This is a genomic window from Plantibacter sp. ME-Dv--P-122b, from assembly GCF_030209375.1.
GTDB lineage: Bacteria > Actinomycetota > Actinomycetes > Actinomycetales > Microbacteriaceae > Plantibacter.
In genome coordinates, this window is record NZ_JARVSC010000006.1 from 328,005 (window position 1) to 350,414 (window position 22,410).

Consider the following 22,410-nt stretch of genomic DNA (forward strand, 5'->3'; position numbering starts at 1 on the left):
CGGGCCGGAACCGACATCGGCCGTCAGCGAACGACCAGTGCGCGCTCAGGAGCCCGGCGGTAGCCTGAGAGACATGATCATCCGTCGGGCGTTCTACTACTGGCGATTCGCCGCGATCTTCGTGCTGCCCGCCTGGCCGTTCGTCGGATGGGGCCTGTTCGGTGAGAGCGGCTGGAGCCTCTTCGGGCTCTTCATCGCCATGCCGATCCTCGCCATCGCGCTCGCCGCGATCGCGTTCCTGATCTCCGCCCGGGCCAGTGTCCGGACGACGAAGCTCGTGTCCTGGACGGACGTCGGCCTGCTCACGCTCTGGCACGTGACGATCGTCTGCTTCGGCTCGTTCAGCTCGGGCGTCGCCCTCTGGGCGGTCCTCGGCGTCGTCGCAGGCCTCGCCGCTTTCTGGGGCGTCATCGCGCAGCTCATCTCGGAGACGGCACGCCGCGCCCGGGAGACGATGGCCGAATTCGAGCGCATGGCTGCTGCAGCCGGGCCGGGCACGGTCCCCGGATCGGCGATCCCGCCGCAGCCGCGGTTCGATCCCGGTCCGATCGACGGCGGGGAGTTCATCGTGATCGAGGAGTCGAAGCCCGACGAGCGCCGCTGAGCGTCGCATCCAGGGCTGTCGCCCGCACTGTCCGCGAGCCCCGGTTTCCCATCCGTGGCCCTTTCATGACACAATTGCTGTTTGTGCCTCCGCAGTTCTGCCACAGGGGAACGCCGGCATCGGGCACACCCTTCCTTCCGAACGTATTCAGCGGTCGACCTGTGGCGGTCGCAGAGATGGAATCATCATGCACATTCTCGACTCAGTCGATGCAGCATCCCTCAAGTCGGACATCCCCGACTTCCGCGCCGGCGACAACGTCAAGGTGCACGTGAACATCATCGAGGGCAACAAGTCCCGTATCCAGGTCTTCCAGGGTGTCGTCATCGGCCGCTCCAACGAGGGTGTCCGCGAGACCTTCACGGTCCGCAAGGTGAGCTACCAGGTCGGCGTCGAGCGTACCTTCCCGGTCCACTCCCCGAACATCGACCACATCGAGGTCGTCACCCGCGGTGACGTCCGTCGCGCGAAGCTGTACTACCTCCGCGAACTCCGTGGCAAGAAGGCGAAGATCAAGGAGAAGCGCGACAACTAGTCGTCCCCCCAGTCGCCCTCCGCGATCATCCCTGAGCTCCTCACCGGATAAGCTGGTGGGGAGCTCAGGCGGTTAAATGACAGACAATTCCCTGGCGGCAGATGCGTCGCCCGACCACCAGCAGCGCCCCCGCGGCAAACGCGGAGCGCTGCTCTTCCTTCGCGACCTCCTCATCATCTTCGTGGTCGCGCTGCTGGTCTCCTTCCTCATCAAGACCTTCCTCGTGCGGTCGTTCTACATCCCGTCCGGTTCGATGGAGAACACGCTGCAGATCCAGGACCGCATCCTGGTGAACGAGCTCGTCCCCGACGTGGTCTCCCTGAACCGCGGCGACGTGGTCGTCTTCCAGGATCCGGGCGGCTGGCTCCCGCAGACGGTCGAGGCTCCGCAGCCTCCCGTCACCGCTGCCGTCGAATGGGTGCTGTCGATCTTCGGCCTCGTCGCTCCCGACAGCGACGACCACCTCATCAAACGCGTCATCGGCCTGCCGGGCGACCACGTGTCGTGCTGCAACCCGCTCGGGCAGATGACGGTCAACGGTGTTCCGCTGAACGAACCGTACGTGAAGCTTCCGGCCGGCACCGAGAAGGTGTCCGGAGACCCGTTCGACATCGTCGTCCCGGAGGGCTCACTCTGGGTCATGGGCGACAACCGGTACAACTCGAAGGACTCCCGGTACAACGGCGACACACCCGGTGGTGGCTTCGTCCCGATCGACAACGTCGTCGGGCGCGCGTTCGTCATCACCTGGCCGTCCAGCAACTGGGCCTGGCTCGACAACTACCCGACCGTCTTCCAGGGCATCCCCGCCCCAGAAGAGGAGTGATGGCCGTCAGCGAACCGACCCTTGAGGTCGAGCACGAACTGTTCGCTGCGGGTGTCCCGTCGGTCATCGGCATGGACGAGGTGGGTCGCGGAGCGATCGCCGGCCCGGTGGCCGTCGGCGCTGCGGTCGTCGCCCCGGCGTGCGGGCCGTTCCCTGAGGGACTCCGCGACTCGAAACTGCTGAGCGAGCGAGCGAGGACCCGTCTGGAACCGTTGGCCCGCGAGTGGGTCTTGTACGGGGCCGTCGGACTCGCGAGCCCGGCGGAGGTCGACGAGCTCGGCATCACCGCGTGCCTCGGACTCGCCGGCCGTCGGGCACTGCTCGAACTGCACGCCGTCGGCGCGGACGTCACCGGGTCGACCGTGCTGCTCGACGGCAACAGCGACTGGCTGAGCCGGGCGCTCCAGCGACCGCTCACGATCACCACGAGGGTGAAGGCCGATCGGGACTGCGCGTCAGTGGCTGCAGCGTCCGTGCTCGCCAAGGTGCACCGCGACCGACTGATGATCGAGTTGCACGAGGCGCTGCCGGAGTACGGCTGGGAGGGCAACAAGGGATACGGCTCGGCGCATCATATGTCGGCCCTCTCCGAGCACGGCCTGACCCTCCACCACCGGAGCAGCTGGCTGCCCGCCTACACGTAGACTGGAGAGACCATGGACGAAGACGAGTTCGAAGACTACGACCGCGAGGTCGAACTGGCCCTCTACCGCGAGTACCGCGATGTCGTGGGTCAGTTCAAGTACGTGATCGAGACCGAGCGCCGGTTCTACCTCGCCAACGAGGTCGACCTCGTGCGACGCGACACGGCGAACGACTTCTACTTCGAGCTCTCCATGACCGACGTGTGGGTGTGGGACGTCTACCGGTCCGACCGGTTCGTCAAGAGCGTCCGGGTGCTCACGTTCAAGGACGTCAACGTCGAGCAGTTGTCCTCGCGCGACTTCGAGCTCCCGAAGGAACTCACGCTCGACGAGTAGGGCGAGGCCCCCGCGACCGACAGCGCTCCACAGGCGCGCTTCGCCGCGCGCTCGTCCACGACAGACCCACCTCCGGGTAACGAGCCTCGTCTGCACGCTTGGCTGGATGCCAGGAGGTGCACATGGCACGGAAGGACGAGCTCGGCCGACGCGGCGAGCAAGTGGCGGCGGATCATCTCGAGGCGTGCGGATACCGCATCCTCGACCGCAATTGGCGATGCCCGCAGGGCGAACTCGACCTCGTCGCGGACGACGACGGCACGCTGGTGTTCGTCGAGGTGAAGACCCGTTCCGGCGTCGGCTTCGGCGATCCCGCGGAGGCGGTCACGCCGAGCAAGCTGGCCCGGATCGGTCGTCTCGCCGGGGCCTGGTGCGCTGAGCACCGACCGCGGTCGAGGCGGATGCGCGTCGACGTCGTCGGCATCGTGCTGCCGTCCGAAGGGGACATGCGACTCCAGCACCTGCGGGGAGTCTCCTGATGGCCGTCGCACGCACCTGGTCGGTCGCGCTCGCCGGCCTCACGGGCGCGATCGTGGAGGTCGAGGCGTCGGCCGCCGCGACCGTACCGGGCATGGCGATCGTCGGCCTTCCCGACAAGTCGCTCGGTGAGGCCGCGCACCGCATCAAAAGTGCGACGGCGAACTCGGGCTGCGAGCTGCCCGGTGGCAAGCTCACGATCAACCTGTCTCCCGCGTCGCTGCCCAAGCAGGGGAGCGCATTCGACCTCTCCATGGCGATCGCCTGCCTCGCCGTGGGCGGCCTCGTCCGCCGGGAGTCCGCCGAGCGGGTCGTCCATCTCGGTGAGCTCGGGCTCGACGGTCGGCTCCGTCCGCTCGTCGGCGTGCTGCCGGCCGTCCTCGCCGTCGCCCGAGCCGGCTACGACGCGGTGATGGTGCCGACTGCCAACGTGGAGGAGGCGCAGCTCGTGCCCGGCGTCACGGTGATCGGGGCGACCTCGCTGCGTGATGCGGCCATCTGGCACGGTGCAGAACTCTCCGCGATCGACCTCGAACCCGTCCGACAGCGGGTCGATCGGCTGCCCATGCCCGACTCACTCGATCTTGCGGACGTGGTCGGACAGCCGGACGCGGTCGACGCGATGGTCGCTGCGGCGGCCGGCGGGCACCACGTCATGATGGTCGGACCTCCCGGTGCCGGCAAGACCATGCTGGCCGCCCGGCTCCCCGATATCCTTCCCGACCTCGAGCCCGAGGCCGCGGTCGAGGTCAGCTGCCTCCGCTCGCTCATCGGTCTGCCGCCGGACGGCGCGCTCGCCCGACGACCACCGTGGGAGAGCCCGCACCACTCGTCCTCGGCGGCGGCGATCATCGGTGGTGGTTCGCGCCAGATCCGGCCCGGAGCAGCCGCGCGCGCGGCGCATGGTGTGCTCTTCCTCGACGAAGCGCCGGAGTTCCGCGCCGACGTCCTCGACTCGCTGCGTCAGCCACTCGAAGCCGGCGTGGTCACCGTGCATCGTGCGCACGGCAGCGCGACGTTCCCAGCCGCCTTCCAACTCGTCCTCGCCGCGAACCCCTGCCCCTGCGGTCAGTACGGCACGGCGGATGGCGTCTGCACCTGTCCACCACAGGCCCGTCGACGCTATCTCGGGCGGATCTCGGGGCCGCTCCTCGACCGGATCGACATCCGCGTGCGGGTGCACCGGATCACCTCGGCACTGACGAGTCTCTCCCAGGAGGGCGGGGTCTCCACCGCTGAGGCCCGTTCCCGCGTCGAAGCGGTGCGGGCCGCGAGTGCCGTGCGGTTGGCCGGCACCGGCTGGACCACGAACGCACAGGCGAGCGGCACCTGGCTCCGGAGCCCGCGGATGCGGCTGCCCAGATCCGTCACCACCGCATTGGACCGCTCCCTCGAGCGGGGAGGCATCACCATGCGTGGCTACGACCGCATCCTCCGACTGAGCTGGACGCTCGCCGACCTCGACGGGGCCGGTAGCCCCACAGCCGAGCACTTGGGGCGCGCCCTCTTCCTGCGGAAGGGCATCTCATGAGTGCGTGGTTCGGCCTGGACCGCGAGCTGGTCGAGCGCCTCGTCCGAGGCCTCGGCGGCCTGGAGTCGGCCGAGGCCGTGGGCGGTCCTCGCGCGGATGGAGGTGCCGAGCACATCTCGGAGGCCGACGACAACGTCGGCACCGCGGGGATACGGGCGGCCTTCGCTCGGGCGGCCTGGACGATGATCGCCGAACCGGGCGACGGCGTGGCCGGGCTCGTGGTCGGTGCGCTCGGCCCTGCGGGCGCACTGTCAGCGGTCCTGGAACGAGTGGGGCCGACCGAACTGCAGCGCCGTGTCCTGGGCAGCGAGTGGTCGAGAGGCTCGGGCTCGACGTCGGCCGATGCCGAGTCCGAGGATCTCGCCGCGATGCCCGCCTTCCGCGTGCTCGGAAGTGCGCTGGAACGCTGGCGCCCGCGTCTCGTCTCGGCTGACCTCGTCGCCGCGTGCGAGACGGCGATCGAGGTCGGCGTCCGACTACTCCTGCCAGGCGCTCCGGGGTGGCATGCGGGGTTCGACCACCTCGGTGTGCACGCGCCGCCCGCCCTCTGGCTGCGCGGTGCTCCCGACGTGCCTGCGGGAGAACGCGCCATCGCGTTGGTCGGGGCCCGGGCCGCGTCCGGTTACGGCGAGCACGTCACCCTCGAGGCTGCGGCCGGGCTCGTCGATCGGGGCTTCGCGATCGTGTCGGGTGCCGCGTACGGTATCGACGGCGCGGCGCACCGAGCCGCCCTCGGGAGCGGGGGCGTGACCGTGGCCTACCTCGCAGGCGGGGTCGATCGGCCGTACCCGGCCGGTCACGATGCGCTCATCCGTCGGATCCGCGAGGCCGGTGGAGCCGTCATCAGCGAATCACCGTGCGGGTCGACACCGTCCAAGTGGCGGTTCCTGCAGCGGAACCGACTCATCGCCGCAGCCTCGGCTGCGACGGTGGTCATGGAGGCCGGCGACCGCTCCGGGTCGATCAACACGGCGGGTCACGCTGCGTCCCTCGGGCGTCCGCTCGGAGCCGTGCCCGGCCCGGTCACGAGTCCGTCGTCGGCGGGCTGTCACCGTCTGATCCGTGAGTACGCCGCCACCTGCGTGACGAACGCCGAGCAGATGGCGGAACTCGCCGGATGGACCGCGGTCGACGCGGACGCGCAGGCGTTCGCCTCTCCGGAGGAACGCCGGGTCCGTGATGTGATGAGTGCGCGCTCGCCACGCACCGTCGAGGCGCTTGCGAAAGCGAGTGGTCTGAGTCCTCGCGAGGTCAGCGGCGTGCTCGGTGCGCTCGATCTCGTCGGGGCCGTCGAGGAACGGGAGCGCGGGTGGGTGCTCGTCGGGGGACGAGCGTGAGGTGATCGGTCGGCGGGGGAAGGCCACGGCGTCGGACGCGTGGGGCATGCTGTCCACGTGGACATCTGGAGCAGCATCGACGGGTTCTCGGAGCACCTCGCTTCCGAGCGTCGGCTGTCGCCGCAGACCGTTCGCGCCTACGCATCCGATCTCCGGCAGCTCGCCGACTTCGCCACCGGACGCGACGTCGAGCTCGTCGACGGCGTGACGCTGGACCTCCTCCGCGACTGGCTCTGGGCAGCCTCGGAAGCCGGTTCGTCCAAGGCGACACTCGCCAGACGCACCGCCACGGCCAAGGCCTGGAGCGCCTGGCTCCTGCGCACCGGCAGGGTCGATTCGGACGTCGCGGCACGTCTTCGGAGTCCGAAGACGGGTCGGACCCTGCCACGCGTCGTCGGCCGGGGCCCGTTCGACGACCTCCTCGCGGGGCTCGAGGATCGCGCCGCATCGGGGGAGCCGAACGCCCTCCGCGACCTCGCCGTCGTCGAACTGCTCTACGCGTCAGCCCTTCGCGTCTCCGAGCTGTGCGGACTCGACCGGGACGACCTCGACCTCGACCGACTCACCGTCCGTGTCACCGGCAAGGGCGACAAGGAGCGGGTCGTGCCGTTCGGCGTCCCCGCCCAGTCGGCGATCGTCGACTACCTCACGAGCGCCCGTCCGCAGCTGGTCGCCCGTGCAGCTGCGAACGACCGCGGACCGACGCCCGGCGCAGCCCTCTTCCTCGGCGCGCGCGGAGGGCGGCTCGGTCCGCGCTCCGTCTACACGCTCGTTGCCCGGCTCCTCGACGCCGTGCCCGGTGGTGGTCCGGCAGGGCCTCACGCCCTGCGGCACACCGCCGCGACGCACCTGCTCGACGGGGGAGCGGACCTCCGCGCGGTCCAGGAACTCCTCGGCCACGCGAGTCTCGCGACGACGCAGATCTACACGCACGTCTCCGTCGAACGCATCAAGGAGAGCTACCGCAACGCCCACCCGCGGGCCTGAGCCCCCGCGGTCGCGGCCAGTGGGAGCAGGACGGCCGGAGGCACCTCGCCGAGCAGCAGCATCGGATTGACGTAGGCGCCGTCGAGCCGCACCCCGAAGTGCACGCAGCCGTTGGCGCAGTGTCCGCCGACGCCGACCGTCCCGATCGGTGCCCCACGGGTCACGCGGCTACCGACGTCGACCGAACCCACCACCGGCTCGATGCTCGAGACGTGTCCGTCGTCGTGCCGGATCACGACGAGTGGGCGGTCGACCACCGTCCCGCTGAACGTCACGACGCCGGCGGCTGTGGCGGCCACCGGCTGACCGGGCGATGCCGCGATGTCGATACCCCGGTGGCCGGCGCTGTACGGGTCGGGCGGCGCGACGAACGGCTCGGTGACGACGTGCGGGGGAGCGATCGGCCAGCTCCAGGCCGGCGCCGCCCCAGACGTGCTCACGGGTGCGAGGAGCACCAGGCAGGAGATGAGGAACCAACTGGCGATCGAGGTCATCATGATCCGAGCCTGACGGGCCCGGGAGAGCGAGGGCGGGTGGGCGCCTCGGAGCGGGGAGAGGGACCTGGTCGGACGGCCTGTGGAGCGCCGTCATCACGGTGGCCTGATGCTATGCTGAACGGAGCACCTCGCTCGTCGGGGTGACTACGCGTGCCATTTCGGCCACCACTTCCAATCGGTCCTCGCTCTCCGGAGCGTGGCGGACGTGCGCCGGGCACCAGGGACGAGGCCATCCGGTCCGTCAGACAACCGAGGCACTCCCACCCGTCCGCGTCAGCGGCGCGGTGGCGAGCGCAGAACAGGAGAACGGCTCATGGCCGTCGTAACCATCCGCCAGCTGCTCGACAGCGGCGTGCACTTCGGGCACCAGACCCGCCGTTGGAACCCGAAGATGAAGCGCTTCATCTTCACCGAGCGTTCCGGCATCTACATCATCGACCTGCAGCAGTCGCTCGGGTACATCGACCAGGCCTTCGACTTCGTCAAGGAGACGGTCGCCCACGGCGGCACCATCCTCTTCGTCGGCACGAAGAAGCAGGCGCAGGAAGTCATCGCCGAGCAGGCGACGCGCGTCGGCCAGCCCTACGTCAACCAGCGTTGGCTCGGTGGCCTCCTCACCAACTTCCAGACGGTGTCGAAGCGACTCGCCCGCATGAAGGAGCTCGAGGAGCTCGACTTCGAAGACGCCTCCAAGAGCGGCTTCACCAAGAAGGAACTCCTCATCAAGAAGCGCGAGCTGGACAAGCTCCACAAGTCGCTCGGTGGTATCCGCAACCTCTCGAAGACGCCGTCGGCGCTCTGGGTCGTCGACACCAAGAAGGAGCACCTCGCGATCGACGAGGCGCGCAAGCTCGGCATCCCGGTCATCGGCATCCTCGACACCAACTGCGACCCCGACGAGGTCACCTACCCGATCCCGGGTAACGACGACGCGATCCGTTCCGTCGGCCTGCTGACGCGCATCATCGCCGACGCCGCCGCCGAGGGTCTCATCCAGCGCCACCAGAAGCCGACCGAGGGCGACGCCCCGGCCGAGCCGCTCGCCGAGTGGGAGCAGGAGCTGCTCCAGGGCGGCGAGCAGGGTTCCGCCGAGACCGAGAAGGTCGCCGATGAGGCGATCGCCGCAACCGACGCCGTCGAGGCAGCCCCGGCTGTCGAAGACGTCGAGGTCGCTGCAACCGAGTCCGCCGCCGACGCCGAGGGCGCAGCTGCCGCCGTCGTCGCCGACGAGAAGTAATCAAGGAGGACACCAGCAATGGCCAACTTTTCTCTCGCTGACCTGAAGGTGCTGCGCGAGCAGCTCGGCACCGGCATGGTCGACACCAAGAACGCACTCGTCGAAGCGGATGGCGACGTCGAGAAGGCGACCGAGATCCTGCGTCTCAAGGGTGCGAAGGGCAACGCGAAGCGTGCCGACCGCTCCACGAGCGAGGGCCTCGTCGCCGCGAAAGAGAACGGCGACACCGCCACGCTCATTGAGCTCGCCTGCGAGACCGACTTCGTCGCGAAGGGCGAGAAGTTCCTCGCTCTGGCCGACCTCGTCCTCGACGCAGTCGTCGCCGCCGGCGCGACCACCGTCGAAGAGGGGAACGCGGCTCCGGCCGACGGCAAGACCGTCGCCGAGGTCATCGCGGACTCCGCTGCGATCATCGGTGAGAAGTTCGAGCTCCGCCGCCTCGCGGTGGTGCACGGTGAGCACTTCGCCGTCTACCTCCACAAGACCAACAAGGACCTGCCCGCGCAGGTCGGCGTGGTTGTCGGCTACACGGGCGACGACGCGGAGACGGCTCGCAGCATCGCGCAGCACATCTCGTTCGCCAACCCGTCCTACCTCAGCCGCGACGACGTCCCGGCCGACGAGGTCGAGAAGGAGCGCGAGATCGTCACCGAGATCTCGAAGAACGAGGGCAAGCCCGAGGCTGCACTGCCGAAGATCGTCGAGGGCCGCGTGACCTCGTACTTCAAGCAGGTCGCGCTCCTCGAGCAGGACTACGCCAAGGACAACAAACTGTCCGTGCAGAAGGTGCTCGCTGACGCGGGCCTCACCGTGACCGGGTTCGCCCGCTTCAAGGTCGGCGCGTAGCAGTTGTGACGGGGTCCGGATCGCCAGTGGCGATCCGGACCCCTTTGCGTGCGCGGGCATACCCGTGCACGTGGGATCGGTGACGATCCAGCCAGCGAGTCGACGGCTGTCGCGGACAGCGGGCGGCTCCTGACGCTAAGTTGTGTGAGGGACGAGGAAGGACAGGCGGATGCCGGAGAAGAAGCGCAGGGTACTGCTCAAGCTGTCAGGTGAGGCGTTCGGAGGCGGCCAGTTGGGCGTCAACCCCGACGTGGTCGGGTCGATCGCCCGCGAGATCGCTGAGGCGACCGCCGAGGTCGAGGTCGCAGTGGTCGTCGGAGGCGGCAACTTCTTCCGCGGAGCCGAGCTCAGCCAGCGCGGCATGGACCGCGGCCGAGCCGACTACATGGGCATGCTCGGAACGGTCATGAACGCCCTGGCGCTCCAGGACTTCCTGGAGCAGGCCGGCGCCGCCACGCGCGTGCAGTCGGCCATCGCGATGACGCAGGTTGCCGAGCCGTACATCCCGCTCCGCGCCGAGCGACACCTCGAGAAGGGTCGCGTCGTCATCTTCGGAGCGGGCGCCGGACTCCCGTACTTCTCGACCGACACCGTCTCGGCACAGCGCGCGCTCGAGATCGGAGCCGTCGAGGTCCTCGTCGCCAAGAACGGCGTCGACGGCGTCTACACCGCCGACCCCCGCGTCGACCCGACCGCGACGAAGATCGACACCATCTCCTATCAGGAGGCGCTCCAGCGCGGCCTCAAGGTCGTCGACTCGACGGCCTTCAGCCTCTGCATGGACAACGGCATGCCGATGCGCGTCTTCGGCATGGAGCCGGCCGGCAACGTCACGGCGGCCATCCGCGGTGCCGTGATCGGCACCCTCGTCACCTCCGCCTAGGCGGAGGGCGGCCAGGCCGAGGCCCGCCGCCCGACTAGACTGAACCCAGTAATGCAATCAAAGGAGTGCTCGTGATCGCGGATGTCCTCTCGGATGTTGGTACCCGGATGTCGAAGGCCGTCGAGGCCGCGAAGGATGACTTCGCCACGGTGCGTACGGGTCGCGCCAACCCCCAGCTGTTCCAGAAGGTCCTGGTGAGCTACTACGGCACGCCGACGCCGCTGGCGCAGCTCGCCTCCCTGCAGAACCAGGAAGCTCGCACGATCGTCGTGACGCCCTACGACAAGTCCGTACTGCGCGACATCGAGCAGGCGATCCGCGACATCCCGAACCTCGGCGCGAACCCGACGAACGACGGCACCGTCATCCGGGTCACCATGCCCGAACTGACCGCTGAGCGTCGCAAGGAGTACGTCAAGATCGTCCGCGGCAAGGGTGAAGATGCGAAGGTGTCGATCCGCAACATCCGTCGCAAGGGCAAGGATGACCTCGAGGCGCTCAAGAGCGAGGTCGGCGATGACGACGTCGCACGCGGCGAGAAGGAGCTCGAGGTCGTCACGAAGTCGCACATCGACGCCGTCGACGCCGCGCTGAAGGCCAAGGAGACCGAGCTGCTCTCCATCTGAGCCGCTGTCCCACCGCTGATTCCGTTCGCCGACCGGTCCCTCGACCGACGGCACGCCCGCTGGAGGTACCTGTGGAAGACGATGTCGCTCCCGGGCGATCGAGCGATCCGTCGAAGCCCGAGCCCGGCCGGTCCGGCAAGTCGGGCTCGCAGGAGTTGCGGTCCCAGCTGAAGGACCGCCGCGCGAAGTTCGAGCGGCAGGTCGACGCCAAACGTGCCGACATCGAACGGCAGGTCCAGGCGACGAAGGCGCAGTTCGATGCGACGAACGAACGCATCGAGGCGCGCGTCGGCCGCAACCTGGTGAACGCCATCCTCATCGGGGTGGCCGCGGGCGGCATCATGCTCGTGAGTCTGATCATCTTCAAGGTGATCTTCGTCGTCCTGGCCTCGGCCGTCGTGGCGTTCGCCACGCTGGAGCTGCGGAAGGCCCTCGAGCAGACCGGGCGCCGGGTGCCGGCGATCCCGACCGTCATCTCGGCCGTCGCGATGCAGCCGGCGGCGTTCTTCCTCCACGACGTCTGGCGCTGGTCCGTCGTCCTCCTCGGCATCCTGCTCGTCATCGTCTGGCGCCTGGCCGAGCAGGCCATCGCTTCGAAGCGGACCGACCTCCCCACACTCGTCCGCGACCTCGCGTCCGGGACGTTCATCCAGGTCTACGTCCCCTTCCTCGCCTCCTTCGCCGTCTTCCTGGTCGCCCAGCCCGAGGGCGAATGGTGGACGCTCGCCTTCCTGATCCTCGTGATCTGCGTCGACGTCGGCGCCTACGTGAGCGGCCTGTCGTTCGGCAAGCACAAGATGGCGCCGGTGATCAGCCCGAACAAGACCTGGGAGGGCTTCGCCGGGGCAGGCGTCGTCTCGGTCGTGGCCGGCGTGCTGCTCGCGATCCTCATGCTCGGTGTTCCGTGGTGGGTCGGTGTGCTGCTCGGCCTGTTGCTGCTCGGGAGCGCCACCGTCGGAGACCTCGCGGAATCGCTCATCAAGCGCGACATCGGCGTGAAGGACATGAGCTCGTGGCTGCCCGGACACGGGGGATTCCTCGACCGCCTGGACTCGATCCTGCCGTCGGCGGTCGTCGCGTACGTGGTCTACCTCGTGTTCGGTGGGCTCGCGGTCTGAGTCCCGGCTCGGTCCGATTTCGCCCGATCAGTCCCTCATGGGGGAGAATGGTCCGGTGAGCACGATCTTCCCCACCTCCAAACGTTCGAAGCGTGGCTACGATCCGGCCGAGGTCGACGAGTTCCTCGACCGCGCTCGCGCCGCCTACGGGCAGGACGCCGACGCCGACGCCGACGCGGATGCGATCCTGACCGCGGAGGACATCCGCCACGTCGCGTTCCGGCTCGTGCGGGGTGGCTACAGCACCGAGCACGTCGACGCGGCCCTCGAGCGACTCGAGGACGCCTTCTCGCTCCGGGAGCGGGAGCGGTCGGTCGAAGAACGTGGCGCCAAGGAATGGCTGCGCGATGCCCGGGGCACCGCGCAGGTCATCCTCAACCGGCTGACGAGGCCGGAAGGCCAGCGGTTCCAGCGCGTGAGCCTGCTCGCCCGCGGCTACAGCCGGAAGGACGTGGACGCCCTCGCGGACCGCCTCGTCGCATACTTCCACGACGGCACACCGCTCAACGTCGACCGCGTCCGCACGGCCGTGTTCCGCAACGAATGGGCCGGATACCGCGAGTCGCAGGTCGACGCACTCCTCGACAGCGTCGTGGACGTCATGCTGGCGGTTCGCTGAGCGTCGGGCGACCAGGTGGCCTGATCAGGCATTCTCGGCTACCATCGATGCATCGTGCCTCAAGACTCAACTGACGTGACCCCGTGGAAACCATCAGCCCAGCCGAACACCGGTAAGGCAGTTCAGCCCTACCGTCGGCCGCGTTCTCGCGGTAAGAAGGTCCTCGGGATCTTCGCCGCGACGGCTGCGTTCGGCTTCGTCGCCGTGACGATGGTCGACCCGACCTCGAGCGTCGTGGCGTCCTCCTATGCGGAGAAGCAGGCGCAGTTCGGCGGTAACGCCGCGCAGTCCGTCGTCGCGAGCTCGAACTACCAGTACACCTTCGCCCGCGACAGCTACGAGGTCGTCGCACCGCCCCCGCCGCCCCCCGTGGCGACGCCGGCAGCGACCGGCGGCGGTTCCTCGTCCACGGGCAGCGCTCCCGCGGCAGGCACGCCCGACCCGGGTACGGCTCAGGCCATCGCCTACGACATGGTCATGGCCAACGGTTGGGGCGAGGGAGAGTACAGCTGCCTCGTCTCCCTGTGGAACCGAGAGTCGGGTTGGAACGTGTACGCCTACAACGCCAGCTCCGGTGCCACGGGCATCCCGCAGGCGCTTCCCGGCTCCAAGATGGCCTCGGCCGGAGCCGACTGGGCGACCAACCCCGCGACGCAGATCACCTGGGGTCTCGGGTACATCACGAGCCGGTACAGCACGCCGTGTGGCGCGTGGGCGCACTCGGAGTCCAACGGCTGGTACTGACCGGAACCGCCTCCCGACACGGTCGTGGAGGCTCGGCCTAGAATTGACCCATGCCCCGACACCACCGCCATCGGCCACGGCCCGGCGACGACGAGGGCAACGGTCTCGAACGGCTGATGGCAGGGTGGAAACGCACGGAGGACCATCGCGACGGATCCTGGTTCGTCCAACCCGTCACCGGATCCAGTGCGCAGAAGACCTATGTGTGTCCCGGATGCGGACAGTCCATCCCGCCCGGCACCGCCCACGTGGTGACGTGGCGTGCCGACGGCGTCCTGGGCGACCAGGCCGACATCGCCGCGCGGCGGCACTGGCACTCCCACTGCTGGCGGATCCGGTGAACGCCAGCGCGCCACGACTCGACCCGACCACACCGCCCCGGAGGACTCACTCATGACCGACACCATCGAGATCCGGGGTGGCGCCGAGCTCCCCGCCGTCCGCGAGGAGATCGAGCTGCACACGGCCGACGGCCTGACCCTCGTCGGCGAGCTCGCGGTTCCGGCCGACGGCGAGATCGTCGCGACCCTGGTGACGCTCCACCCACTGCCGACAGCCGGCGGGTTCATGGACTCCCATGTGCTCCGGAAGGCCGCGGCGCGCCTCCCTGCGCTCGCGGGGATCGCCGTGCTCCGCTTCAACACGCGCGGCACCTCGTCTCCTCGAGGGACGAGCGACGGCGCGTTCGACGGCGGTGTCGGCGAGCGGGCCGATGTCGAGGCCGCGCTGGCGTTCGTGGCCGAGCGCGGGCTTCCGCATCCGTGGATCGTCGGATGGTCGTTCGGGACCGAGCTGGCCTTGAAGTACGGGCGCGACCCGGCCGTCGACGGCGTGATCCTCCTCTCGCCGCCGCTGCACCGCACGACGGAGGACGAGCTCCGGGCCTGGGCCGGCGACGACCGGCCGATGGTCGTCCTCGTGCCCGAGTTCGACGACTACCTCCGACCCGCGGAAGCGGCGGAACGGTTCAGCGTCCTCCCGGGGGCCACTCTCGTCCCGGTGGACGGTGCCAAGCACCTGTGGGTGGGGGAGAGCCAGACCCGGCGCGTGCTCTCCGAGATCGTCGCAGCAGTGCGTCCCGAGGCGCTGCCGCTCCCGACCCATTGGCCGGCTCCCGGCCTCCCAGCGGCCGTCTAGCCGCCTCCCAGTCATTTCCGATAGCCTGAACCACCTGCGTCTCCTGCCGGCCCGACCCGCCGGATCCCGTCGGACGCAGGATCACCCGCGTCGCTCCGACGCCAGAGGAGAGTAATCCGTGCGTTTCGTTCTCGCAATCGCCGCGTTCGTCGTGGCAGCCGTCATGATCGTGACGGGAATCGCGCAACGGACCGTGTTCCTCTCGCCCGGCACCTTCAGCCTGTCCACGACGGTCGACAGCGGTGATCGGTTCATCGTCATCCCCGGGAGCGTGCTGCAGTCGCAGCCGGGAGCGCAGTCCATCGTGGCGGGCGCGGGCGGCGACACCCAGGTGTTCATGAGCTACGGGCGCTCCGACGACATCACGGCCTGGCTCGGCGACGAGCCCTATAGCCGCGTCGGCGTCAACAGCGCCGGCACCGCCCTGACGACCACCACCGTCACCGCCGAGGCGGACGCGACCGACGACGGGGCGACCCCGAGTCCGGAGCCGTCGGCGACGCCGGCCCCCGAGGCCACCGACGACACCACCTCCGAGAAGGGCCCGGACCCGCGCGGATCCGACCTCTGGCTCGGCGAGTACGACGAGGCGGGGGCGGTCATCGCGACGATGAACCTGCCTAAGGACATCGACGTGCTCATCGCGACCGACGGTACGGCCGCCGCTCCGGATTCCCTCCGCCTCTCCTGGCCACTCGACAACGCCACCCCGTGGGCCGGTCCGCTGATCGCCGGTGGCATCCTCGTGCTCCTCGCCGGCATCGTGCTCTACCTCTCGGGGATCCAGCGCATGCGTCGCTCGCGAGGGCCGCGTCGCAAGGGTCCGGGACAAGGACAGAAGGGCATCACGAAGATGTCGAGACAACCGAAGCCGCGCCGCCCCCGTGAACTCGGGGCCGGCAAGACGAAGCGCTCCCCGCTCCGCCGCTCCCTCGTCGTGGGCGTCCCGCTCGTCCTCATCGGCACGCTCGGCCTGAGCGGCTGCTCCCAGGACTACTGGCCGACCATCGGAGCGCCGTCACCGACGCCCACCGTCACGGCGACGGACCTGCCGGCCGACAGCCAGGACCAGGACTTCGCGGCGCCCGTCGTCACCGTGCCACAGGTCGAACGGATCGTGTCGCGGATCTCGACGGCGGCGTCCGAGGCCGATGCTGCGCTCGACGGCACCGCTGCGGCCGTCCGGTTCTCCGGGCCGGCGCTCGAAGAGCGCACCGCGAACTACGCCCTCCGCTCGAAGGTGGCCGACGCCGCCGGAGCGACCCCCATCCCCGCCTCGCCCGTCACGCTCACCCTGCCTCAGGCCACAGACGCCTGGCCACGGACGGTCATGACCGCCATCCAGGACAAGGCCGACGAGACGGTGTCGCCGACGGTCCTCGTGATGACTCAGCAGGACCCGCGGTCGAACTACCAGGTCGTCTACGCGGAGAAGCTCCTCGAGGGCGCCCGACTCGAGAACGTCGCGCCCGCGACCATCGGTGCCGCGAGCGTCCCGCCGGACTCGAAGCTGCTCGTGATGCCGCCGGAGGAGATCGCTGCTGCCTACGCCGACATCATCACGAACGGCGACGCGAGCACCTTCGCTGCCTTGTTCAACGCAGATGGCGACGTCTTCCGCACGCAGGTCGCCGCGGACCGCGCGACGAAGGCCGCCAGCCTCCCCACCACGGCGAGCATCGCCTTCTCGGCGGCCGCCGGTACCGGCCCGAATGTCGCGCTGGCGACCAACGACTCGGGTGCGATCGTCGCCGTCAACGTGCAGGAGGGCGAGGTGGTCTCCGTCGTCACAGCCGGTGCTACCGTGAAACCTCAGGGTGCCGTCGCCGCGCTCTCCGGGATCACCGAGAGCGCGAAGGGGACACAGGCCACCTACGGCGACCAGCTCCTGTTCTACGTGCCAGCCGTCAACTCCGGAGAGAAGATCACCTTGCTCGGATTCACCCAATCCCTCATCGCCGCATCGGAGCTCCCGTGAGTGCCGCGGAGCCGAGCGCAGCACACCTGCGTGGCGCCGTCGACCTCTCCGGCCTCGCGCGTCGCCACCAGACGCCGCCCGCCGGCGCGCCGACGCAAGCAGGCGCGCCTGCAGAAGCGCCCGGCGCGACGACCGACCAGACCGTCCAGGTCCCGTCCCTCGTCTTCGACGCGACGGACGACGGGTTCGGACAGGTCGTCGAGCTGTCCTCCGTGGTCCCCGTCGTCATCGACCTCTGGGCCGAATGGTGCGGGCCGTGCAAGCAGCTCTCGCCGGTGCTCGAGCGCCTCGCCGCGGAATACGCCGGCCGCTTCGTCCTCGCCAAGGTGGACGTCGACGCGAACCCGCAGCTCTCCCAAGCCTTCCAGGCGCAGTCGATCCCGATGGTCGTCGCCGTCGTGGGTGGACGCCCGGTGCCGATGTTCAACGGCGCGATCCCGGAGTCGCAGGTGCGCGACGTGATCGAGCAGTTGCTGCAGCTGGCCGAGCAGAACGGGGTCCCCGGTCGGGCCGTCGTCGCCGATGGCGACGCTGCAGCCCCCGCCGAGCCCGTGGAAGAGCCGCTGCCGCCCCTCCACGCCGAGGCGTACGAGGCCATCGAGCGCGCCGACTACCCGACGGCCATCGCCGCGTATGAGAAGGCCATCGCGCAGAACCCGAAGGACGACATGGCTGTGGCCGGCCTCGCCCAGGTCCGTCTGCTGCACCGCCTCACAGGGAAGACCCTCGATGAGATCCGCGGACGAGCGGCCGCCGCTCCCGACGATCTCGACGCCCAGCTGACCGTCGCCGACCTCGACCTCTCCGGAGGGCACCTCGAGGACGCCTTCGACCGTCTGCTGACGCTGTTCCCCGACCTCGACCAGTCGGGCAAGGACACCGTCCGGACGCGCCTGCTCGAGCTGTTCCAGGTCGCAGGGGTGACCGACCCGCGCGTCATGAAGGCCAGGGCCCGGTTGACCGGCCTGCTCTACTGACCGACCGATGCACGACGAAGGCCCGCCTCCCTCAGGAGGCGGGCCTTCGTCGTGCATCCGGGTGCCGCGGAAGCCTGGTCAGCCGACGTGCTTGAGCCAGATCATGCCGAGCGGGGGCAGCGTGAGCTCGGCGGAAGCCGGGCGTCCCGCCCACGGTGATGCCGACGCCTCGATCGATCCGTAGTTGCCCACGCCGGATCCGCCGTACTCCACGGCATCGGTGTTGAGGAGTTCCTCCCACCGACCCGCGCGAGGCAGACCGACCCGGTACGGGCCGACGGGGGCGCCGGAGAAGTTGACGAGCGCGGCGATCACGTTGCCGTCGTCGTCCCAGCGCAGGAAGGAGAGCACGCTGTTCTGCGCGTCCCCGGCGTCGAGCCATTCGAAGCCGGCGTTGTCGTGGTCGAGGGCCCAGAGAGCCGGGTGGTCCGTGTACACGGCGTTGAGCCGGGACACGAGGCCGAGCAGTGCCCGGTGGCTCGGCTGGTCCAGGATCCACCAGTCCAGACCGCGTTCTTCCGACCACTCGGAGGGCTGACCGAACTCCTGGCCCATGAAGAGCAACTGTTTGCCGGGGTGGGCCCACATGAAGGCGAGGTAGGCCCGCATGTTCGCGAGTTGCTGCCAGTGGTCACCGGGCATCTTCGCGAGGAGGGACCCCTTGCCGTGGACGACCTCGTCGTGGCTGATCGGCAGGAGGAAGCTCTCGCTGAAGGCGTACACCATCGAGAAGGTGATCTCGCCGTGGTGGTGTGACCGGTAGAGCGGGTCGTGCTCGATGTACTGGAGCGAGTCGTGCATCCAGCCCATGTTCCATTTCAAGCCGAAGCCGAGTCCGCCCTCGCTCGTCGGCGCAGTGACGCCAGGCCAACTCGTCGACTCCTCGGCGATCATCACGATGCCCGGGTTCCGCCGGTAGGCCGTCGCGTTCGCCTCCTGGAGGAGACTGATCGCTTCGAGGTTCTCACGCCCGCCGTGGACGTTCGGCAGCCACTCGCCGTCCTTCCGCGAGTAGTCGAGGTACAGCATCGAGGCGACGGCGTCGACGCGCAGGCCGTCGACGTGGAACTCCTCGAGCCAGTAGAGGGCGTTCGCCACGAGGAAGTTCTTGACCTGGGGCTGCCCGAAGTCGAAGACGAGCGTGCCCCAGTCCGGCTGTTCGCCACGTCTCGGGTCGGGGTGCTCGTAGAGGGGTTGACCGTCGAAGTTCGCGAGGGCCCACTCGTCCTTCGGGAAGTGGCCGGGCACCCAGTCCATGAGGACACCGATCCCCGCGCCGTGGAGACGGTCGATCAGGTACTTGAGGTCGTCGCTCGAACCGAAGCGGCTCGTCGGCGCGTAGTAGCCGGTGACCTGGTAGCCCCAGGAACCGCCGAAGGGGTGCTCGGCGAGCGGCATGAACTCGACGTGCGTGTAGCCGAGCTCCGCGATGTACTCGATGAGCTGGTCCGCGAGGTCCCGGTAGCCGAGCCCGGGCCGCCAGGAGCCGACGTGCAGCTCGTAGACGCTCATCGGGCCGTTGTGCGGATCGCTCGCGGCCCGCCGATCGAGCCACGCCTCGTCGGTCCAGCGGTAGTCGCTGACGCCGGTCACGGATGCGGTGGCGGGGGAGCGCTCGGTGAACCGGGCCATCGGGTCGGACCGACGGACCCAGTCGCCGTGCTGGGTCAGGATCTCGAAGCGGTACAGCTCGCCGACGCCGATGGTCGGGATGAACAGCTCCCAGACGCCTGTCGCACCCATGTTGCGCATGGCGTGCGCCGTGCCGTCCCAGGAGTTGAGGTCGCCGATGACCCGCACCGCGCGTGCGTGGGGTGCCCAGACGGCGAACGCGGTGCCGGCGACCGACTCGGTGACCCCACGCAGCTCGGTGACGTGTGCGCCGAGGGCGTCCCAGAGTCGTTCGTGGCGTCCCTCGCCGATGAGGTGCAGGTCGAGTTCGCCGATCGACGGCGCGAAGCGGTACGGGTCGTCTGCGTTCCAGATCGACCCGTCGCTGTAGCGGGCGTCGAGCGTGTAGTCGATGATGCCGTCGACGTGGAAGCCCTGCCAGATGCCGGCGCGGACGTGTGCGAGCTCGACGCGCGCGCCGTTGGCGAGCACGGCGGTCACCTGCTCGGCCAGCGGCCGCCGCGCGCGGACGACCACGAGGGGGTCGCTCACCCCGCCGAGGTCGACCAGGTGCTGGCCGAGGATCTGGTGCGGATCGTGGTAGCGGCCCTCGGCGACGGCGTCGAGGATCCAGTCTTCGACGGAGGGGAGCGGGAGTTCCCGGGGCGCCGGTGCGGCGTCGACCGGCATCGGTGCGGCTCGACGGCCGGAGCGCTTCGGTGAAGCGGCTCCGTCTGGGGTCACAGGGCTGGTCGTCATGGTCGGATCCTCACGCTCAGGATGTGCACGGGCTCGGTGAAGGCGTCGAGGCGCACGAAGTTGCTGTCGGACCAGATCCACTCGGCTCCCGTGACGAGGTCCGTGACGTCGAAGCTGCCGCCCGGAACACCCCCGAACACGGTCTGGTCGAGGTGCACCATGGTCTGCCGGACGGAGTGCGGATCGAGGTTGGCGACGACGAGCAGGGTGTCGTGCTCGCCGGTGCCGGTGAACCGCTGGTCGAGATGCTTGCTGAAGACGAGGATCTGGTCGTCGTCGCTCCAGTGGAAGCTGATGTTGCGCAACTGCCGGAGGGCGGGATGCGCACGCCGGATCTGGTTGAGCAGGGTGAGGTACGGCGACAGCGAGGTGCCGGAGGCTTCCGCAGCGGCCCAGTCCCGGGGACGGTACTCGAACTTCTCGCTGTCGATGTTCTCCTCGGCACCGGGACGGGCGACGTTCTCGATGAGCTCGTACCCGGCGTAGACGCCCCACGTCGGTGCGGCTGTCGCGGCGATCGCCGCACGCACCTTGTACGCCGCCCGACCACCGAACTGGAGGTACTCGGTGAGGATGTCCGGCGTGTTGACGAACAGGTTCGGCCGGAGGAAGTCGGCGGTCTCGGTCGCTGCCGCGCCGAGGAACTCCTCGAGCTCCTCCTTGGTGTTACGCCAGGTGAAGTAGGTGTAGCTCTGCTGGAACCCGACCTTCGCCAGACCCTGCAGCAGGGCCGGACGGGTGAAGGCCTCCGCGAGGAACACGACGTCGGGGTCCGTCCGGTTGACGGTGGCGAGCAACCACTCCCAGAAGTCGAGCGGCTTGGTGTGGGGGTTGTCGACGCGGAAGATGCGGACGCCGAGCGAGATCCAGTGGCGGACGATGCGCAGCACCTCGGCCCGGATGCCCTCGGGGTCGTTGTCGAAGTTGACCGGGTAGATGTCCTGGTACTTCTTCGGCGGGTTCTCGGCGTACGCGATCGTGCCGTCGGGGAGGGTCGTGAACCACTCGGGGTGCTCGGTCACCCAGGGGTGGTCCGGCGACGCCTGCAGGGCGAGATCGAGGGCGACCTCCAGGCCGACCTTCTTCGCCTGACGGACGAAGGCGACGAAGTCCTTCTCGGTGCCGAGATCGGGATGGATCGCGTCGTGACCGCCCGCGGCACCACCGATCGCCCAGGGGGAGCCGGGGTCGTGCTCGCCGGGCGTGAGGGTGTTGTTCGGTCCCTTGCGGAACGTCACGCCGATGGGGTGGATGGGCGGCAGGTACAGGACGTCGAACCCCATCGCGGCGACGGCCGGCAACCGCCCGGCTGCGCTGCGGAAGGTGCCTGACGTCCAGGAGCCGTCCGGGTTCCGTTCGGCACCCTCCGACCGCGGGAAGAACTCGTACCAGGAACCGACGCCGGCCCGGGTGCGCTCGACGCGGACCACCCGCTCGTCGCTCGTGCTCGTGAGGCCGGCGAACGGTCGGCGGTCGGCGACGGCCAGGAGGTCGGGGTCGTCGAGCACCGCGAACCGGGCTTCCGGCTCGGCGTCGGTGTCGCGGAGGAGCTTGGCGGAGGCGGTGAGGAAGCGGCGGTCCTTCGCCGGGCGGAGTTTGTCCGTTGCGGCGCGCTCGAGGAGTTCGGCGCCGATCAGGTACATGAGCTCGACATCGATGCCGGCCTCGATCTTGACCCGCGCGTTGTGCTCCCAGGTCGCGAACTCGTCGGCGAAGGCGCGGACGTGATACCGCCAGGTGCCCTCCGTCGCGAGCTGGACCTCGACCTCGAAGCGGTCCGTGCCAGGGGCGCCGGGGGCCATCCGATGCGCGACCGACTTGCCGCGCGGATCGGTCAGCAGGAGCTCCACGCCGATGAGGTCGTGCCCTTCGCGGAACGCGGTCGCGCCGAACGGCACCACCTCGCCCGAGAACGCCTTGGCCGGCCAGCGGCCCCCTTCGACCGAGGGGGTCGGATCGAGGATCGGGATGCGCCCGATGCTCGGGGACAGCGTGAGCGACACCGGTACGGCGTCGTCGACGGTGGAGGACTGCGGTACTGACTTCGGCATAGTGCGTTCCATCTCCTTCGGTGCCACTGGTCCGACCGTACCGCGAAACG

General features: G+C 69.3%; 23 protein-coding genes. 20 read left to right on the plus strand and 3 right to left on the minus strand.

The window, feature by feature from the left end:
• Positions 1–73: 73 nt before the first annotated feature.
• From QRN19_RS14430 to QRN19_RS14470, 9 genes are all read left to right on the plus strand, one after another.
• On the plus strand, positions 74–604 hold the full coding sequence (locus QRN19_RS14430) for a hypothetical protein (protein ID WP_285027711.1): 531 nt from the start codon (positions 74–76) through the stop codon (positions 602–604).
• Positions 605–791: 187 nt separating this feature from the next.
• A complete protein-coding gene (gene rplS, locus QRN19_RS14435; protein WP_056006851.1) occupies positions 792–1,139 on the plus strand; it encodes a 50S ribosomal protein L19 in 348 nt (115 codons plus the stop codon).
• Between the two features lie 76 nt (positions 1,140–1,215).
• On the plus strand, positions 1,216–1,965 hold the full coding sequence (lepB, locus tag QRN19_RS14440) for a signal peptidase I (protein WP_124769107.1): 750 nt from the start codon (positions 1,216–1,218) through the stop codon (positions 1,963–1,965).
• A complete protein-coding gene (gene rnhB, locus QRN19_RS14445) occupies positions 1,965–2,609 on the plus strand; it encodes a ribonuclease HII (RefSeq protein ID WP_285027716.1) in 645 nt (214 codons plus the stop codon). The genes lepB and rnhB overlap by 1 nt, the downstream gene beginning before the upstream one ends.
• A 12-nt stretch (positions 2,610–2,621) precedes the next feature.
• Positions 2,622–2,945 carry a DUF2469 domain-containing protein gene (locus QRN19_RS14450; protein WP_071260887.1) on the plus strand — a complete coding sequence of 108 codons (324 nt, stop codon included), beginning with the start codon at positions 2,622–2,624 and terminating at the stop codon, positions 2,943–2,945.
• A 122-nt stretch (positions 2,946–3,067) separates the two neighbouring features.
• A complete protein-coding gene (locus QRN19_RS14455; RefSeq protein WP_064296323.1) occupies positions 3,068–3,424 on the plus strand; it encodes a YraN family protein in 357 nt (118 codons plus the stop codon).
• Complete coding sequence (locus QRN19_RS14460; protein ID WP_285027720.1) at positions 3,424–4,953, plus strand: YifB family Mg chelatase-like AAA ATPase; 1,530 nt, start codon at positions 3,424–3,426, stop codon at positions 4,951–4,953. Before QRN19_RS14455 ends, QRN19_RS14460 begins: the two co-directional genes overlap by 1 nt.
• Entirely contained in the window at positions 4,950–6,290 is a 1,341-nt protein-coding gene (gene dprA / locus QRN19_RS14465) for a DNA-processing protein DprA (RefSeq protein WP_285027723.1), read from the plus strand. The genes QRN19_RS14460 and dprA overlap by 4 nt, the downstream gene beginning before the upstream one ends.
• Before the next feature lie 57 nt (positions 6,291–6,347).
• The gene (locus tag QRN19_RS14470; protein ID WP_071260881.1) at positions 6,348–7,277 is read left to right on the plus strand and encodes a tyrosine recombinase XerC; all 930 of its coding nucleotides are present in this window, start codon (positions 6,348–6,350) and stop codon (positions 7,275–7,277) included.
• Here QRN19_RS14470 and QRN19_RS14475 read toward each other — a convergent pair.
• Positions 7,250–7,774 carry a murein hydrolase activator EnvC family protein gene (locus tag QRN19_RS14475; protein WP_285027726.1) on the minus strand — a complete coding sequence of 175 codons (525 nt, stop codon included), beginning with the start codon at positions 7,772–7,774 and terminating at the stop codon, positions 7,250–7,252. The two genes, QRN19_RS14470 and QRN19_RS14475, sit on opposite strands and share 28 nt — an antisense overlap.
• A gap of 313 nt (positions 7,775–8,087) precedes the next feature.
• On the opposite strand from QRN19_RS14475, the gene rpsB reads away from it, so the two are divergent.
• The 11 genes from rpsB (at position 8,088) to QRN19_RS14530 (ending at position 17,939) form a co-directional block, all read left to right on the plus strand.
• Positions 8,088–9,011 carry a 30S ribosomal protein S2 gene (gene rpsB, locus QRN19_RS14480; protein ID WP_064295105.1) on the plus strand — a complete coding sequence of 308 codons (924 nt, stop codon included), beginning with the start codon at positions 8,088–8,090 and terminating at the stop codon, positions 9,009–9,011.
• A gap of 18 nt (positions 9,012–9,029) precedes the next feature.
• A complete protein-coding gene (gene tsf / locus QRN19_RS14485; RefSeq protein WP_064295106.1) occupies positions 9,030–9,857 on the plus strand; it encodes a translation elongation factor Ts in 828 nt (275 codons plus the stop codon).
• Between the two features lie 169 nt (positions 9,858–10,026).
• Positions 10,027–10,740, plus strand: coding sequence for a UMP kinase (gene pyrH, locus QRN19_RS14490; protein WP_285027728.1), 714 nt, complete (start codon positions 10,027–10,029; stop codon positions 10,738–10,740).
• 71 nt (positions 10,741–10,811) lie between these two features.
• The gene (frr, locus tag QRN19_RS14495) at positions 10,812–11,366 is read left to right on the plus strand and encodes a ribosome recycling factor (protein ID WP_285027730.1); all 555 of its coding nucleotides are present in this window, start codon (positions 10,812–10,814) and stop codon (positions 11,364–11,366) included.
• Between the two features lie 71 nt (positions 11,367–11,437).
• Positions 11,438–12,484, plus strand: coding sequence for a phosphatidate cytidylyltransferase (locus tag QRN19_RS14500; protein ID WP_285027733.1), 1,047 nt, complete (start codon positions 11,438–11,440; stop codon positions 12,482–12,484).
• A gap of 55 nt (positions 12,485–12,539) precedes the next feature.
• Complete coding sequence (locus QRN19_RS14505) at positions 12,540–13,103, plus strand: DivIVA domain-containing protein (protein ID WP_285027734.1); 564 nt, start codon at positions 12,540–12,542, stop codon at positions 13,101–13,103.
• 75 nt (positions 13,104–13,178) lie between these two features.
• Positions 13,179–13,847, plus strand: coding sequence for an aggregation-promoting factor C-terminal-like domain-containing protein (locus tag QRN19_RS14510; RefSeq protein WP_079705666.1), 669 nt, complete (start codon positions 13,179–13,181; stop codon positions 13,845–13,847).
• Between the two features lie 50 nt (positions 13,848–13,897).
• Positions 13,898–14,188, plus strand: coding sequence for an Rv1322 family protein (locus tag QRN19_RS14515; RefSeq protein WP_285027735.1), 291 nt, complete (start codon positions 13,898–13,900; stop codon positions 14,186–14,188).
• A 52-nt stretch (positions 14,189–14,240) separates the two neighbouring features.
• Positions 14,241–14,984 carry an alpha/beta hydrolase gene (locus QRN19_RS14520; protein WP_285027737.1) on the plus strand — a complete coding sequence of 248 codons (744 nt, stop codon included), beginning with the start codon at positions 14,241–14,243 and terminating at the stop codon, positions 14,982–14,984.
• 118 nt (positions 14,985–15,102) lie between these two features.
• Positions 15,103–16,962, plus strand: a complete 1,860-nt coding sequence (locus tag QRN19_RS14525; RefSeq protein WP_285027738.1) for a DUF8094 domain-containing protein — start codon at positions 15,103–15,105, stop codon at positions 16,960–16,962.
• Entirely contained in the window at positions 16,959–17,939 is a 981-nt protein-coding gene (locus QRN19_RS14530; protein ID WP_285027739.1) for a tetratricopeptide repeat protein, read from the plus strand. The genes QRN19_RS14525 and QRN19_RS14530 overlap by 4 nt, the downstream gene beginning before the upstream one ends.
• Before the next feature lie 78 nt (positions 17,940–18,017).
• On the opposite strand, the gene glgB is transcribed toward QRN19_RS14530, so the two are convergent.
• A complete protein-coding gene (gene glgB, locus QRN19_RS14535) occupies positions 18,018–20,240 on the minus strand; it encodes a 1,4-alpha-glucan branching protein GlgB (RefSeq protein WP_285027787.1) in 2,223 nt (740 codons plus the stop codon).
• A 65-nt stretch (positions 20,241–20,305) separates the two neighbouring features.
• Entirely contained in the window at positions 20,306–22,360 is a 2,055-nt protein-coding gene (locus QRN19_RS14540; RefSeq protein ID WP_285027740.1) for an alpha-1,4-glucan--maltose-1-phosphate maltosyltransferase, read from the minus strand.
• Between the last annotated feature and the right edge of the window lie 50 nt (positions 22,361–22,410).

What these genes read in the sequence shown, in the direction of transcription:
- QRN19_RS14430 (WP_285027711.1), top strand. Translation starts at nt 74, where the DNA reads ATGATCATCCGTCGGGCGTTCTACTACTGGCGATTCGCCGCGATCTTC.
- rplS (WP_056006851.1), top strand. Translation starts at nt 792, where the DNA reads ATGCACATTCTCGACTCAGTCGATGCAGCATCCCTCAAGTCGGACATC.
- lepB (WP_124769107.1), top strand. Translation starts at nt 1,216, where the DNA reads ATGACAGACAATTCCCTGGCGGCAGATGCGTCGCCCGACCACCAGCAG.
- rnhB (WP_285027716.1), top strand. Translation starts at nt 1,965, where the DNA reads ATGGCCGTCAGCGAACCGACCCTTGAGGTCGAGCACGAACTGTTCGCT.
- QRN19_RS14450 (WP_071260887.1), top strand. Translation starts at nt 2,622, where the DNA reads ATGGACGAAGACGAGTTCGAAGACTACGACCGCGAGGTCGAACTGGCC.
- QRN19_RS14455 (WP_064296323.1), top strand. Translation starts at nt 3,068, where the DNA reads ATGGCACGGAAGGACGAGCTCGGCCGACGCGGCGAGCAAGTGGCGGCG.
- QRN19_RS14460 (WP_285027720.1), top strand. Translation starts at nt 3,424, where the DNA reads ATGGCCGTCGCACGCACCTGGTCGGTCGCGCTCGCCGGCCTCACGGGC.
- dprA (WP_285027723.1), top strand. Translation starts at nt 4,950, where the DNA reads ATGAGTGCGTGGTTCGGCCTGGACCGCGAGCTGGTCGAGCGCCTCGTC.
- QRN19_RS14475 (WP_285027726.1), bottom strand. Translation starts at nt 7,774, where the DNA reads ATGATGACCTCGATCGCCAGTTGGTTCCTCATCTCCTGCCTGGTGCTC.
- rpsB (WP_064295105.1), top strand. Translation starts at nt 8,088, where the DNA reads ATGGCCGTCGTAACCATCCGCCAGCTGCTCGACAGCGGCGTGCACTTC.
- tsf (WP_064295106.1), top strand. Translation starts at nt 9,030, where the DNA reads ATGGCCAACTTTTCTCTCGCTGACCTGAAGGTGCTGCGCGAGCAGCTC.
- pyrH (WP_285027728.1), top strand. Translation starts at nt 10,027, where the DNA reads ATGCCGGAGAAGAAGCGCAGGGTACTGCTCAAGCTGTCAGGTGAGGCG.
- QRN19_RS14515 (WP_285027735.1), top strand. Translation starts at nt 13,898, where the DNA reads ATGCCCCGACACCACCGCCATCGGCCACGGCCCGGCGACGACGAGGGC.
- QRN19_RS14520 (WP_285027737.1), top strand. Translation starts at nt 14,241, where the DNA reads ATGACCGACACCATCGAGATCCGGGGTGGCGCCGAGCTCCCCGCCGTC.
- glgB (WP_285027787.1), bottom strand. Translation starts at nt 20,240, where the DNA reads ATGCCGGTCGACGCCGCACCGGCGCCCCGGGAACTCCCGCTCCCCTCC.
- QRN19_RS14540 (WP_285027740.1), bottom strand. Translation starts at nt 22,360, where the DNA reads ATGCCGAAGTCAGTACCGCAGTCCTCCACCGTCGACGACGCCGTACCG.